This is a genomic window from Paenibacillus sp. FSL R5-0473 (genome assembly GCF_038004565.1).
Lineage (GTDB): Bacteria > Bacillota > Bacilli > Paenibacillales > Paenibacillaceae > Paenibacillus > Paenibacillus amylolyticus.
On the sequence record NZ_JBBORL010000001.1, the window covers coordinates 4852348 to 4867843 of the forward strand.

General features: G+C 46.4%; 11 protein-coding genes. 3 read left to right on the forward strand and 8 right to left on the reverse strand.

Annotated elements, in window-relative coordinates:
- The first annotated feature begins 68 nt into the window (after window positions 1-68).
- Entirely contained in the window at window positions 69-1298 is a 1230-nt protein-coding gene (locus MKY28_RS21320; RefSeq protein WP_340938007.1) for a nitrate/nitrite transporter, read from the forward strand.
- Window positions 1299-1421: 123 nt separating this feature from the next.
- On the opposite strand, the gene fabF is transcribed toward MKY28_RS21320, so the two are convergent.
- The gene (gene fabF, locus MKY28_RS21325; protein WP_340936929.1) at window positions 1422-2660 is read right to left on the reverse strand and encodes a beta-ketoacyl-ACP synthase II; all 1239 of its coding nucleotides are present in this window, start codon (window positions 2658-2660) and stop codon (window positions 1422-1424) included.
- A gap of 138 nt (window positions 2661-2798) precedes the next feature.
- Here fabF and MKY28_RS21330 point away from each other — a divergent pair, with 138 nt between their 5' ends.
- Window positions 2799-3662 carry a helix-turn-helix transcriptional regulator gene (locus MKY28_RS21330; RefSeq protein WP_340938010.1) on the forward strand — a complete coding sequence of 288 codons (864 nt, stop codon included), beginning with the start codon at window positions 2799-2801 and terminating at the stop codon, window positions 3660-3662.
- Window positions 3663-3795: 133 nt separating this feature from the next.
- Window positions 3796-4470, forward strand: coding sequence for a response regulator transcription factor (locus MKY28_RS21335; RefSeq protein WP_076253483.1), 675 nt, complete (start codon window positions 3796-3798; stop codon window positions 4468-4470).
- Between the two features lie 21 nt (window positions 4471-4491).
- Here MKY28_RS21335 and MKY28_RS21340 read toward each other — a convergent pair whose 3' ends face one another.
- The 7 genes from MKY28_RS21340 to MKY28_RS21370 all read right to left on the reverse strand — a co-directional run bounded on the left by MKY28_RS21340 (window position 4492) and on the right by MKY28_RS21370 (window position 15443).
- Complete coding sequence (locus MKY28_RS21340; RefSeq protein WP_340936930.1) at window positions 4492-7719, reverse strand: hybrid sensor histidine kinase/response regulator; 3228 nt, start codon at window positions 7717-7719, stop codon at window positions 4492-4494.
- A gap of 193 nt (window positions 7720-7912) precedes the next feature.
- Entirely contained in the window at window positions 7913-8218 is a 306-nt protein-coding gene (locus tag MKY28_RS21345) for a PAS domain-containing protein (protein ID WP_036606158.1), read from the reverse strand.
- A 69-nt stretch (window positions 8219-8287) separates the two neighbouring features.
- A complete protein-coding gene (locus tag MKY28_RS21350) occupies window positions 8288-10219 on the reverse strand; it encodes a methyl-accepting chemotaxis protein (RefSeq protein ID WP_445670932.1) in 1932 nt (643 codons plus the stop codon).
- Between the two features lie 402 nt (window positions 10220-10621).
- Window positions 10622-11479, reverse strand: a complete 858-nt coding sequence (locus MKY28_RS21355; protein ID WP_340936932.1) for a MetQ/NlpA family ABC transporter substrate-binding protein — start codon at window positions 11477-11479, stop codon at window positions 10622-10624.
- Window positions 11480-11530: 51 nt separating this feature from the next.
- Window positions 11531-12202, reverse strand: a complete 672-nt coding sequence (locus MKY28_RS21360; protein ID WP_100527719.1) for a methionine ABC transporter permease — start codon at window positions 12200-12202, stop codon at window positions 11531-11533.
- Window positions 12199-13008, reverse strand: coding sequence for a methionine ABC transporter ATP-binding protein (locus MKY28_RS21365; protein ID WP_338707816.1), 810 nt, complete (start codon window positions 13006-13008; stop codon window positions 12199-12201). The genes MKY28_RS21360 and MKY28_RS21365 overlap by 4 nt, the downstream gene beginning before the upstream one ends.
- 131 nt (window positions 13009-13139) lie before the next feature.
- A complete protein-coding gene (locus MKY28_RS21370) occupies window positions 13140-15443 on the reverse strand; it encodes an outer membrane protein assembly factor BamB family protein (RefSeq protein WP_340936933.1) in 2304 nt (767 codons plus the stop codon).
- Between the last annotated feature and the right edge of the window lie 53 nt (window positions 15444-15496).

Here is a 15496-nt window from a genome sequence, read left to right on the forward strand (position 1 = left end):
TTTTCTGCCTTAACAAGCACATAGACAAATCACGAAGATCTCAATTGGATGAGGAGCGATGATGGATGATGGAGAGCAAAAGTTTTTGGAAAAGCGGGCATAAGCCCACCCTCTTCGGGGCGTTTATGTATTTTGACATCAGTTTTATGATATGGGGGATGCTTGGTCCACTCGCAGTTGTCATAGCGTTGGATTATCCGATGACTCCGCTGGAAAAGGCCAATCTGGTCGCATTGCCTATTCTCGGCGGCTCCATCCTGCGCCTTGTGCTTGGCTTCATGTCTGATTATATTGGTCCGAAACTGACCGCACAGATCGGGATGCTCGTCACCTTAGTTCCTTTGTTACTCGGCTGGTTATGGGTCTACTCTTTAAGCCAACTGTACGTGGTGGCACTCTTGCTTGGTGTCGCAGGCGCCTCCTTTGCTGCTGCGCTACCTCTGGCAGGCCAATGGTATGGCAAGGAGCATCAGGGTCTGGCCATGGGTATTGCCGGGGCGGGTAACAGCGGAACCGTACTCGCGACGTTGTTTGCCAATCGCTTGGCTACGCATTTTGGCAGCTGGGAAGTTGTGTTCGGACTTGCTATTATACCGATCGTTATTGTATTCATCCTCTTTTCTATCTTTGCCAAGAATAGCCCTAACCGGCCTGAACCCAAGAAATTGTCCCAATATGGAAGTCTGCTTAAACAAAAAGATGCTTGGGTATTCTGTGCCTTCTATTGTGTGACCTTTGGTGGCTTCGTTGGATTATGTAACTATCTCACCATCTTCTTCAACACCCAGTATGGGCTCTCTCCAGTTCGCGCCGCTGACATTACCACCTTCTGTGTAATCGCAGGCAGTTTCTTCCGGCCTGTAGGGGGTTATCTGGCGGACAAAATTGGCGGAACCCGTATGTTGACTTTCCTGTACACAGGAGCCTGCATCATGTTAATCGGAGTATCCTTCATGCCCCCGCTTCCTGTTGTAGTAGTCATGTTGTTCCTCGGTATGATGTGTCTGGGAGCCGGAAATGGCTCTGTGTTCCAACTGGTTCCCCAACGTTTCGGCAATGAGATTGGCCTGATGACAGGTATTGTGGGTGCCGCTGGCGGATTGGGCGGGTATGCACTGCCGCTGATTCTCGGTCAACTGTATAGCAGCTATCAATCCTATACACCAGGTTTTGTCATTCTTAGCCTGATTGCAGCAGCTTCCCTGTTCCTGGTTCTCTTCATGCAATCCCGCTGGCGTGTGAGCTGGTTGAGCCGAGGTAACAAAGGCATGGCGGAATCGACATCCCTTTCTTCCTGAGCAACCACTCGACCGTTAACCAATGGTACGGTGTATGTGGATGATCCCGAAGTCGAAGTAAGCAAAGAACAGCGCAGCCCGATGGGGCTACGCTGTTCTTTCTGCTTAAAGCTGCTTTTTTGCTTAAGATGAATATTTTTGAAGAATAATAACCGCATTATGACCGCCAAAACCAAAGGAATTAGACATCCCAATCCGCAGTTCTGCTTTTCTTGCCTCGTTTGGCACATAATCCAGATCACATTCGGGGTCCCTCTGCTCCTGATTGATGGTTGGAGGAATGATCCCATGCCGCAGACTTTGAATAAGTGAAATCGCCTCCGCACCGCCTGCTGCACCAAGCATATGTCCCGTCATGGACTTATTCGCTGTGACCGGAATATCATAGGCACCTGTCCCGAAAAGTTGTTTAATCGCTCTTGTCTCAGACAGATCACCTGCCTCCGTACTGGTGGCATGAGCGTTAATCACATCAATGTCCTCAGGCCCAATCTGAGCTTCTTTCAGTGATGCTTTCATCGCCAGATATGCACCCCTCCCTTCCGGGTGGGTAACTACCATATGATACGCATCTGAACTGGCACCATATCCAATCACTTCGGCAAGAATATTCGCCCCTCTTGCTAGAGCATGAGACAGTGATTCCACAACCAGAATTCCTGCACCCTCCGCCATGACAAAACCGTCTCTCCCTGCATCAAATGGACGGCTGGCTGCTTGGAACGCTTCATTTCGTGTAGACAACGCTGTCGCATTACCGAAGCTTGCCAGTGACACTTCGGTTACAGCCGCTTCTGTCCCTCCAGCAATAATGACATCGGCTCCGCCATGACGAATTAACCGGAAAGCTTCTCCAATGGCTGTATTTCCAATGGAACAAGCTGTTACTGGCGATAATGTCGGTCCCCAGCAACCAAACCTCATACTGACCATAGCTGCCGCCATATTGGAGATCATCATCGGTACCAGTGTTGGGCTGACTCGCGCAGGTCCCCGATCTGACAGGACCTTGCCTTGTTCCATTAATGTCTGGATGCCGCCTATGCCTGAACCAATATATACACCTACCCGTTCACGGTCCAGTTCATCCATCACAAGACCCGATTGTGATACAGCCTGATCCGCAGCAGCAACAGCAAATTGAACGAATCGATCCATACGCCTTGCTTCCTTGCGTCCAAAACGCTCTTCACCATCAAAATCACGGACCACTCCTGCGATTCTGGTTTTGTACGAAGCTGTATCAAAATGTTCTATAGGTGATACACCTGATCTACCCTCAATTAATCCATTCCAGAATGTATCTACATCATTTCCCAAAGGAGAGATAACTCCCATTCCTGTAATCACGACTCGTTCCATGTCCATCCTCCTTCAGCGCTGTTGTCTACCTTACTCTTACGCTCTGCCACTAATAGTGCACTTTTGAATATCCTATTACAAGTTGTCAATTATAATAGTATAATGACTACCATGATAACGAGGATTGAAGGTGATGGATTGAACTACGATGTCAGGTTACAGGCATTGTCCACTTTTCTGAAAACACAGCGTTCCAAAATTTCCCCCGAATCGGTCGGTTTACCCACTGGAAGTCGGAGAAGAACGCCTGGGCTGAGGAGAGAAGAGGTTTCCCAACTGGCAGGAGTGAGTACAACATGGTATACCTGGCTTGAACAAGGTCGGGATATTCAGGTATCCCATTCCGTGTTGGATAACATTGCTTCGGCACTGAGGCTTACTACAGATGAACGAAAATATCTGTTTTCGCTCGCCATGGAGCATCATACGGAGCTGCCCACACTGGAAGAAGAACCGGTTCAACTTCACCCTTCCTTGCAGAAAATTTTGCAAGAACTTCATCACTGTCCTACCGTGATCTCGGATCGGCGTTGTTACATTGTCGGCTGGAATGATGCAGCCCGGCATGTTTTTATGGATTTTGAACAGATTGCCCCCGAACAACGGAATATGATCAGTCTGTTATTTGATCGAAAGGAGTTTCGCAGGCTCGCGGTGAACTGGGAGGATTTTGTTAGCGGATTTCTGGCAATTTTTCGTGCTTACTATGGCCAGTATGTTGATGATGAATGGTATAATTTATTTTTGGATGACATGATGAACAGACATCCCGATTTTCATACCCTTTGGAAACAAAGCAGCGTCAGTAGTGCCCCGGACGTTTTAATCGAATTCAGGCATTCCAAAGCAGGCAAAATGTTGTTTGATCTGACTTCGTTGCAGGTTCAGGGTAGTTCCGATCTGCGTTGCAGTGTCTACACCCCTGCGCCAGAGAGCGCTACCGAGCGCAAATTGATGCGCCTGATCGAGCGTGAAGCTGATCCACATCTTGGCAAGCATTAAATCGGAGTCTCTCACCTTCTCGGAGTCATGTTAGAGCCTTGACATCCTCATGTTGCATGTTTTAAATACCAGGTATATTAAGTAATCCATGGATCTTAGTCCTTCTACAAGAAGGGGTTCAGAAAGGAATATCATGACGAAAGTGCTTATCATAGAGGACGACAACATGTTAGGCGATACATTATCCTTGTATTTGCAAGGTGAAGGGTATGATGTTATCCGTGTCGATAACGCAAGAGATGGTCTTCTACAGCTTCAAGCGCGGCCTGATATCCTGCTTCTTGACTTGATGCTCCCTGATTCGGGTAATAAGAATCCTAGTTCTCTCATGCGCCAACATACGGCAATCCCCATCATTGTCATCTCTTCCTTAACCGAGGTTTCTGAGCGGATTCGATCATTAACAGACGGAGCTGATGACTATGTATGTAAGCCTTTCAGCATGCAGGAGCTGAAAGCACGTATTGAGGCCGTATTGCGTCGTTACTCTATATTGAACAGCTCTGTTGTCACTGAACAGGAATCCGGAATATCTCTCGATCTGGCCCGAAGAACTGTTTTGTTGAATAACCAGCGCGTGGAGATGACGTTTTCCGAATTTGAGATCATGAAGCTGTTTATTCTCAATCCTGGCAAAGTCTACAGTCGGTATGCCCTGATCGAAGCCATTCGTGGTATTGATGCCTACATTAATGATCGCACCATTGATGTGCACATTACCAAGCTTCGCAAAAAAATTGAGGACAATCCAAAAAACCCCCAATACATTCAAACCATCTGGGGGGTCGGATATAAGTTCACACCTTAAAACAACACAGCTTCATTCCGATCACCATGGAAGAGACTCGGTAATTTTATCAATTTCCTGTTGTACCTTCTCCAATACTGAACGCTGTTCCTCATCTTTGAATAACGGACGGGACAAGAGCGATTCCAATTGGAGAACCGCACACATCAGGTCCACTGCATGCAGATTCGCAGCTACGCCTCGAAGAGAATGAACACTACGAATTACATCAGCAATCTGCTGTTGCTGAAGCTGAATCGCCAATTTTTTCTGAAACGAGCCATACTCCATTCTGAATTTCGTGAGCGCATATTGCAGAATATGCGGTTTGCCGTCCATCTGTCTGATCGCCTTATCTGCATCAATTCCATTGATCTCCCTTATGCCTTTTAGATCAATCCATATTTCCAAAATGTCTGCGAGCTGTTGTTCATGTATGGGCTTAGTCAGGATGGCATTCATACCTGCTTCAAGATATAATTCATGGTCCCTTTTTAAACCATTCGCTGTAAGCGCAATAATGGGTGTACGATCATATTTCCTCATCTTCCTAATGTGTCGCGCTGCATCAATTCCGTTCATATCTGGCATATAGAGATCCATCAGAATCAGTTCCCATGTTTGTTCGTCCAATTTCTTCAAAACCTCTGTGCCACTGTCTGCCAGTGTCACCTTGAATCCGGTATGTTCCAGCATGGCCCGAATGACCAGTTGATTGATTTCATGATCTTCAGCGATCAGAATGTGCCCTTTGGATTTAAGCAAGTAGGATTCATCACCTTCTATCATCCGCTTTTTCTCCAATGGCCCTTCACCCTGAAGTGCAAGTAATACTTCGAACAATCCCAGACGTGTAATCGGTTTGATCATCATGAGATCCGGGCGAAAGGATCTCTCCTCACGCCACAGGGCATTTTCACTAAAAGCATGGGTATAACCCACCATTTGAAATTTGGTTTGATTCATTCGCTTCATGAAACTGTCCCATGACGATCCGTTGACGGTCTCCTCTGCATCCATATCCATCATCATGATCATGGAACTTGCCCCATCTACATGATGGACATACCAATCACTTTCCATCATATGGTTCAAGGAAGTATACAGCGTCGGATTCATCCCGAATGAATAGAGCAGCTGCTTCAGATTTGCGCCCATCCGTTCATCATCTTCAATGATAACCACATCATTCGCACCATATAAGAGAGGGTGTGTCTGCAGGGAGAAACTCTCTTCTTCTTCCGAATCTGGAAGTTCAAATATCAAGTCGAATGTAAACAGACTGTACTCTCCCAAAACACTATCCACCCGCAAGCTTCCTCCCAAAGAGGTGACCAGAAGGTAACAGATGACCAGCCCAAGACCAGAGCCACCATATGTTCGATACGTCGAGGGTTCCGCTTGAGTAAACGGGACAAAGAGCCGTTCCAATTGTTCGGGTGACATTCCGATTCCCGTGTCCTGTACCTCAAAACGGACATGAACTCGCTCCGCCTCCGATGAAAGAACCTCTGCCTGCAACGTTACATATCCATGCTCCGTAAATTTAATCGCATTACTGAGCAGATTCAATAACACCTGTTCAAGTCGGAACGGATCACCAATCACCGTTAATGGCAGATCGGGATCGGTTGTAAAAATCACTTCGATATCTTTGTGCCCGATGGCCACACCGATCTGATCTGCCACACGTTTGATCACATCCTCTGGTGAAAAAGAGACCTTCTCCAACATCAGCTTGCCTGCCTCAATTTTCGAAAAATCAAGAATATCATTTACGAGGGCAAGCAAGGTTTGGGAGGACGCATTGATTTTACTCAAATAATCCTTTTGTTGTGGAGATAGATCTGTCCGTTGAAGCAACAACGAAAAGTTGATAATACCGCTCAGTGGGGTACGAATCTCGTGGCTCATGAATGCGAGAAACTCACTCTTTGCCTGGCTTGCTTTGTCAGCCTTAACACGTCTATAGTGATCCGAAATGTCATGAATGACTGCCTTAATTTTCTCACTCGAGTTTAATACTTTAACAGGGGATAGGTGAACCCGAACATGCTGCTCACGACCTTCTCCAACAATGAAACTCAGTTCCGTATCCTGTGTTATATTGTGATGTAAGGCTTTTTGGAAAACGAACAACCAGTTCTCCAGCTGCTCAATGAACAACAATTCTTCAAGCTGACGCCCAATCACTTCCTGCCTGCCGAGACCGAGAACATCCAGAAATTTCTGATTCACTGACACAATACATCTGTTGTTATCCAAACCGACAAACCAATCTGTCGACACTCGCTCAAGTGTTCGATATCGCTCTTCACTTTCTTGAATCCTTCGTTTAACCGCTCTGTGCTCCGTAATATCAAGTCCATATCCCACGACATATTTCACCACACCCTCTTCTCGCAGAGGGCGAACGTTCACCAGCGAATAGTAACCTCCATGCTCAATCTCGTAAAAAAAAGATTCCCCTTCCCATGCCCGGTTAAACTGCTTTCGCAGAAATTCTACCTTTTCCTGAGGTAAAATATCCAATGTGCCCAGTTTGTAATCTTGCTTCAGACTACTCATATCCAAGCCCAGTCGGGAGAGCATCTCTCCCTCAAGCACAAGATACTCGAATTTTCCGTTCTGTTTTCGGATTTTAAAAGTAAAACCCGGCTGCATACGAAGCATCTCTAGCATTTCCTGATCCCTCTGAATGACCAATCTCCTATATCGATGATTTTGGTTCAGATAATACAGGAATAATATAACGGAGAGCAGGCAGATACATTGAAAAAAGAGAATCTGCCCCATCATTAGCAGAGAAGGGGAATTGGTCTTTAGTGCAGAAAACTCATACACAGTAATCAACAGCAACGCTCCGGACAACCACTTCTGTATAAATCCCCTGATATACTTAAAGATCAGACATATGGCTACAACAAATAATAACTCTGTCAACGCATACTGCCAGTTCTCCAACAAGGGATTACGCCCCATATTAATCCGAAACATCCACATGAATGCAAAAGTAACGAAAGCAGAGCCACTCCCACCAAAATAAGCAGCAAGCAGATACACAATGGCCCGGAAATTCAACAATGTACCATCCTCAAGCACAATAGAGAAATAATAGAGCGCCGTGCCCAACATGCTCAGCGTAATACCAATAATGATCCGAGTCGTGATGGATGTTGAACGGGTAGCATTTGTATGGTTCAGATAGTGATGAATTAGGAAAACAAAGATCAAAATTAGCGTGAAATTTAATACAAGATCGCGTAGCAAATGGTCACCGTCCACATTACGACTTCAGGATTTCATGCATTCAATGAATGTTGTCAGATTCATGGTCGCAGTTCCTCAGTACACAAATCATAGTATGCCGTGCTCCCTTATTCAATTGACGATATTGACCATTTTTTTGAAAATAATTACTGCTTTCAGCTAACATCCCCTTATCACCAAACAACGTTTTTTTTCATGAAAATTCATCATTAAATATGCTGATATAAAAAAGAGAATCATCCAAATGAACCGATGTAATCGTAACCTGGGCTTCCCACACTTCCTGATCAACCTTCATCAGTTTGGCAACGCCGGACCAGGTCTGATTGCCTCTCCAGTGGGTATCCATTAGCAATCGGGCAGGCTGACCTATGGTGCTCTCCCGTGAGAATCCTGTTTTGGTTACATAAACGGAATTCACATCCAGAATCACACCCTCCTCATCTGTAATCATGACCGCATCCGTTAGCAGTAAGAAGGCTTTGAGTTCCAGTTGCATGGTTGTCCACTCCCTCTAATGAAACATGATGTGATGCTGTCCCTGTGATACTCTCTTCTACGATCCCGTTTAATACTTAAACTGTCTAATCAGGCGCTGCAGCTCTTCAGCCAGGGTGGACAAGCCACGAGCCGATGAAGAAATCTGCTCCATCGCTGCCAGTTGCTCCTCTGAGGAAGCGGCCACTTCTTCGGAAGTTGCGGCGTTGCCTGACGCAATGCCTGCCAACTCATTGGATACAGCAGATACTTCCTGCACACCTGCTGTGATCTCTTGCGACGTGGCAGCAATCTCTTCAATCTGAGGTGTCGTTTCCCGCATGCTATCCAGAATACGTTCAAACTTCCGAATCGCTTCTGTAGAGATGTCCATGCCCTCTCCAACCTCTGAAGTCACCTTCTCCATCATGTGAACAGAAGCAGCCATATCTTCCTGAACCGCCGTAGTCAGCACGGTGATTTCATTGACAGACTGCCCGGATTGTTCTGCCAACTTGCGAACCTCTGCTGCTACAACGGCGAATCCATTGCCATGTGTACCTGCACGAGCAGCTTCAATGGATGCGTTCAGCGCGAGCAGGTTTGTCTGTTTGGCTATATTTCCGATTAACTCCGTGATCGCTGAAATTTGGTGTGATCGTTCATATAACGCTTGAATCAATTGGTTTGTCTGTTCTACCGTCTCTTGAATCGATTGCATCTGACTCACCGTCTGCTTGACGGTGTTGCCGCCTTCTTCTGCTTGTACGGTTGTATGTTTCGCCAAATCAGCGACATGTATGGAACGTTCGGCGATTCTTGTAATACCAATCGTAATTTCATTCATGGCCTGATGGTTATGTTCAATACCTTCGGTCTGTTTCTCCGCACCACTCGCAATTTCCTGAATGGCTCGCGCTACCTGCTCACTGGCTGCACTGGTTGATTCCGCACTCTGAGTCATTTCATCCGATGAGATGACTACCTGACTGGCGCTGTTCTCCACATTTTGAATCAGCACACGCAGATTGTGCTGCATTTTGCCAAAGGCATCACTCAGTTCACCAATCTCATCATGGCTTGTGCTAGTAATGGTTTGGGTTAGATCCCCTTCACTCACCTGGATCGCCTGATCCTTCAACTGACGAATCGGTTTAACAATCGATCGCATCACGAGCCAGATGATCAAAATTCCGATGACAAGACAGGAAACGATGACCATAATCGTTCGATTCAGAATAGGCGCAGCGGCATCCTCTACTTCAGAAGAAAACATGGTGCCAGCGACCTTCCATCCCGTGGATGCATTCGTGGCGTAATACATCACTTTATCCGTTTGATCAACGGTATATTTGAAATTGCCCGATTCATTCGCATACACCGGTTTCCAAAAATCCTCTGTTGCATCTGTTCCGGGTTCTACCGTGGGATGGTAGATATACTTTTCGCTGGCATCCAATAGGATCAGATATCCCTGTTCTCCCACGTTAATTCCACTTACCAAGGTACTGATATTCGACAGATTCAGATCCAGCTGGACTACACCAGATCGGCCATTCAATGCCTTGGCGATGGTGATGGTGATTTCGTTTGTCTCGGCGGAAATATAAGGGTCTGTAACAATGACCTGCTCTGGAGTACTCATCGCTTCTGTGTACCATGGTCTTGTTCGCGGATCGTAATCTTCAGGCATTTCCGCATTGGAGGACATCAGGTAGACACCGGCTTCTGTTCCCACTCCTATGGTGATAATATCTTTGTTCTGTGCAGCGTACCCCTTCAATTCGTTCACAACCCGAACCTCTGCATCTTCTTGACGTAATTCCTCGGCGAGTGTATTCGCATAATATTCAATGTGGTCGCGCTTGGCATTAATCGAAAGATCGATGGTCGCACTGGCAAGGTTCACGTTTTCCATTGCACTATGTAGAATTTGCTTCTCAACTTCATTCTTCGCACTGTTATAAGACAAAACTCCAATACTAAACGATGGAATGGCCAAGAAAGCAATAAAAGACACCACCAGTTTCGTCTTAAAATTATTATGGATCTTGTTGAACCAATTCGATTTGCTATTTTTTCGGGACAAATTTCTCTACCTCTTCCAGATTAATTTAGTTTTACTTGGTCTAGCTCTCTTAGAGTACAGAACCCTCCTTCCTCAAGATATTAAAAATTAGGTCCTGCCTCTCGCAAAAGACAATTTTCGCACTAGAAATATTACTTAAATCTCTTAATTTATAATCCTAAAGAACTACTTTCAAACAAATTATACGAAAAAACTATTAAATAAAGTAACCCAGCGATATGACCAAATTGTTAAATTTTTAAATACTTGTTACAGTAACTTGCCGAATTCCATAAAAAAAGATCCAAGCGTTATCGCTCAGATCTCAAAAGCTGTTCACATAGGACTACGTATTCTCTATTTAAATGCCGGGATCGCGATATCTGCATATTTCTCTTCGAAGAAGGCTTTGACCTCTGGACCCGCCATGCGTTTAGCCAGCTTCTGGATCGCTTCGGAGTCCTTATTATCCTCACGAGCAACCATGGTGATGGCAAAATGGGAATCATCCTTCTCGGTTAACAATGCATCCTTCTTCGGTGTAAGACCGAGCGGACTGGCATATGCCGGTGTCATGGCTACCAGATCAGCATCATCCATCATGCGAGCCAGCATCAACAAGTCCACTTCCTCAAACTTGAAGTTCTTTGTATTCTCGGTGATGTCTGCCTGTGTGGCGTTAAAACCTACGCCCTCTTTCAGCTTAATCAATCCGTTCTGCTCCAGCATCACAAGAGAGCGACCAATGTTGGAAGGATCGTTTGCAATTGCAATCGTTGCACCTTCTGGCAATTCCTCAATCGTTTTGTACTTTTTGGAGTAGCCGCCATAGATGGCATTATAGATAGGCTGTATAGCCACCAGATTGGCATTGTTCGCTTCATTATACTGGGTCATGTAAGGTACGTGTTGGAAGAAGTTTGCATCCACTTCCTTGTTCGCGAGTGCCGTATTCGGCTGTACGTTATCTGACAACACAACAACTTCCAGGTTGACACCATCTTCCTTCAATAGCGGTTTAACAATATCCAGCACATCTGTCATCGGCGGAATCAACGTGGCTACTTTCAGCGTAACTTCTTGTGCAGCTTGTGTATCTTCTTTTGTTCCTTCAGCCGCAGGTGTTTCTTCTTTTTTGCCACAAGCAGCTACAACCAGCATTACTGCAAGCAACATAAGCATCATTTTCACTTTCATTTCATGTCTACCCCTCATCGTATAATCTGTATTGGTTATTCTTAATAATGCAATGCACCGTCCAACCGTTCAGGATCTGCGATCCAGCCAGTGGGACAGTCTGCTACCTGTGAATTGGATCATCTGTACCAGGATAATCATAATGATGATCGTAAATACCATAATCTCCGTTTCGAAGCGCTGATAACCGTAGCGAATGGCAAAGTCACCAACACCGCCGCCACCTACAATACCCATCACCGTCGAGTAGGAGATGAAGCTAATCGTAGCTGTTGTGAGTCCCAGTACAAGACTAGATCGTGCCTCCACGTACAAAAACTTCACCACAAGTTGCATCGTCGATGCCCCCATGGAAGCAGCAGCTTCAACCACTCCCCTCGGTACATCCAGCAACGCTTGTTCCACCAGTCTGGCGTAGTAGGCAATTGCAATGACCGAGAGTGGCACGGTTGCCGCCAACGTACCTATAGACGTTCCCACAACAATCCGTGTGAATGGAATCATGAATACAACCAGCAGTAAGAACGGAAACGAACGAACGATGTTAACGATACTGCCGAGTACAAAGGACAGCGTTTGATTCTGATACCGTTGTCCTCTACGGAATAAGTACAGCAGTGTACCCAGAGGTAACCCGATCAGAACAGCTGCCGCAATAGAGATGCCCACCATAACAAAAGTCTCTCCGATCGCCTGCCATATCTCATGCTGATACTTCAGCACAGACTCAGGTAACTTCATGACTTGTCCTCCTGTTCTGCCTTACGGAACAGAGACGAACCTGTCATCCCGTATTCGTCACCCGCAAGCAAGGAGGTCAGCAGATCAGGCTGCGGAGTAGGGATACTGCTCACTTCCGCTTTAGACAACGTACGAACGAGTCGCCCATCCTTCATGACGGATATCCTGTGACATAGTCTGCGAGCCACTTCCATCTCATGCGTTACTACAACAATGGTCACGCCCAGCGTTTCATTGATATGACGCAGCACATCCAGGATACCGTTCGTGGTCTGTGGATCAAGCGAAGAGGTCGGTTCATCACAGAGCAGCACATCCGGACGACTGGCCAGCGCTCGTGCAATCGCCACACGCTGCTTCTGTCCTCCGCTAAGCTGAGCAGGATATTGACCCGCCTTGTCTTCCAGTCCAACAAACTGCAGTACCTCAAGTCCACGTTCAACTCGCTGCGCACGGGGCATACCCGCAAGCTCCAATGGCATGCAGACATTGCCACTCACCGTTCGGTTACTGACAAGATTGAAGTGTTGAAAGATCATGCCAATGGATCTTCGTGCCTGACGCAGACTCTGTTCATTCATCTGGGGCAGGTGCTGCCCATTCACAACAACCTCACCATCATCCGGCTTTTCCAACCCGTTGAGCATCCGCAGAAGTGTGGATTTGCCTGCACCACTTGATCCAATGATGCCATGTATTTCTCCTTGTCCCACTTCGAGGGACACCGAGCTTAATGCTTCGAATCCCTGATCTGCACGGGAACCGCGCTCGTTATAACGTTTGCTTACACCATATAATGAGATCATGGAGAGTCCTCCCGTGAATGATCATGCATGGTTCTTCAAGAACACATGAAGAAAGCCCGCACAGCCGATAACCGGAGCGCGAGCAAGCCTGTTCATTTATAATAAATCAACATCCCTTACGAGACAAGCTTTTAAGGTGAGATTGCCTCCTGCAGGCGGCTGGCTTCATATACACGAAAACGTCCGTTCGACGAACCCACATACACTTCATTACCGATCCGGTTAATCATTCCATTCTTCGCATCCCGGTCCCGGTGCTCCGGGTTTCCCATCACAACGTCATGTATACGACCTAACAGTGCTCCATTCTTTTTGTTCATCACGAGAAGATTTTCGTCCATGGGCAACAGCAACTGATCATCAATGACCAGATAACTTCCCTGATTCGTCGGATGCCTTAGTGTTGCAATCGTATCTTTGGCATTCCAACGCGTCTCCCCCGTTTTATAATCCACAGCCGCCGGGTAGCCATTCTTAATCACATACAACTGATCCTCTTCCACTAGTCCTCGTTCAATCTTGCCCTTGAGCGTCCAGCGTGTTTTGCCTGTCTTGGCATCATACAGGGTGGTTGTAAAATCTTCATATTCTCCGTAATGATTGCCATTCTTGTTCTCACGGATCAACAGCATGCCATCATTCAGCTCCTCAAATCTCTGTCCTACCCGAGCAGGGAATTGGGCAAGCTTTTTCCCCGTGTTCAGATCAAGCAGAAGCCACTGATTATCTAGTGATAACCATCTTTCAGCATTCGTGGTTGCAAAGGGATCAAGACGTTCAATTCCACCAGTATATGGATCATTCCAAAATTGTTCTATGGTGGATCGTTTGCCCTTTAAGCTCCATACGGTTCGCCCTGATTGCGGATCGACTGCAACCAGCTTATTCTTTTCCCAATACAACACATAGGGGTCATCTGCACTCTTATTCAATAGTTCATAACCCGTAGCCAGTTTTCGCGTCCACAATGTTTTTCCGTTTGCACTGTCCAGAACCGTTAACCAACTGTTGCTTGAGCTCTCAACAACCGGGGTATCCACAACCACAACGTTCTTCGCAGCGGTGATACCATTTAGTCTAAAATTTTGCTTAGGGGTGTTCGTCCACGTGACCTTTCCGTTCTTCAAGTTCAAATGACGAATATGATCCACGTATTTTTTCTTATCAGGGTCATAATCGGTGTAGATTGTAACGTATTTGCGCTCTGCATCCACCTCTGCCTGCTGTCTTCCAAAGCCCCCATTAATCCCCCATAATTTCTGGCCCGAATGTCGGTCAAGAGCATATATGGAACCTTCGTAGTAATCCCCGCTAAATCCACCGTCATCCCCTTTCATCAGGAGTACATCATCCGTGGCTGCTTGTAAAAAAGTGTAGTTAATATCCCCCTGGTTGGTCCATACCGGTTTCCAAGGGATTGTCGTTGGCAGTGTTGTGCCATAGATTTTTGTTGTGAACCCATATTCATCCGCCCGACTGATGTTCCAATCGGAAACGACAGCATTTCGATTATCCTGTGCTAAATTCCAGCGTGTTCTGACCAGTCTGCCATTCTTGTTGAATGTGACCAGAAATTGCGCATCTTGCCGCTCATATCTCCAGGTCTGTCCAATACTCATTGCATAACCCGTGAAATTTAGATTGCTTGAATTCTCTTTCCACTCCGGCTCGCCTAACCACCCAGCCACTTGTTTGGAGGTGGTTGCCTTGTTCAGCTTAATATCTGTCAGATGGCGTATAACCGAAGTTGGTAGCGATGCATCCTGTTGGAACCAACCATCCGCCACATTCATCCGCTGTTCTATAGCCTGTGCCTTGATCCAGAAGAGTCCTGGCCGATACGTGAAGGATTCTTTATTCCAGACTCGTGGGGCAATGGAGACCCCATACCAGCCTTTCCACTTTGCAACAATAACAGCCTTATCTGTTAGCGCTCTCTCACTAGGCCAAGTTGTAGAACTATCCGGAGCCAGATACAACTTACTGCCTGATCGGAGCGTGAAGCTTTGGGGAGCTGTTTCCGTCATGCTTCTGCTCTCCTTCAGTGCATACCAACTTGGCAGCCAAAAGTTTCCATGATCGGTTGACTTAAGCTGCACCCACTCACCTCGAACCGAGGCCAACGTATACTTTTCGTTTTTTGTTGTATAGTATTCAATCCCCAGCTTGTCAGCAGCCACACTGCCGTCCCTTCTGTTTTTGAACAGAGGGATGTCATTAATAAGCGTAACGGTGTCTCCTTGTTTGTAAGCTAACTTTGCAGTTAAGACTTGGGAACTTGCCCCCAATGCTTGTGGCGTTGTAGCCAAAGCTTGTCCTTCAAGGGCGACCATTTTGGAATCCAGCAGCATCCAGCCCGTCAACAGCACAGCTGATAATCCAGTCATGGTAATCCATTTGTACCCCGTTCTCTGCCAGTCAGGACCCGTCTTCACTCTCGTTCATCCCCATTCATTAGAAGTTATTTCCAATAGAGACGCAGTAAAAA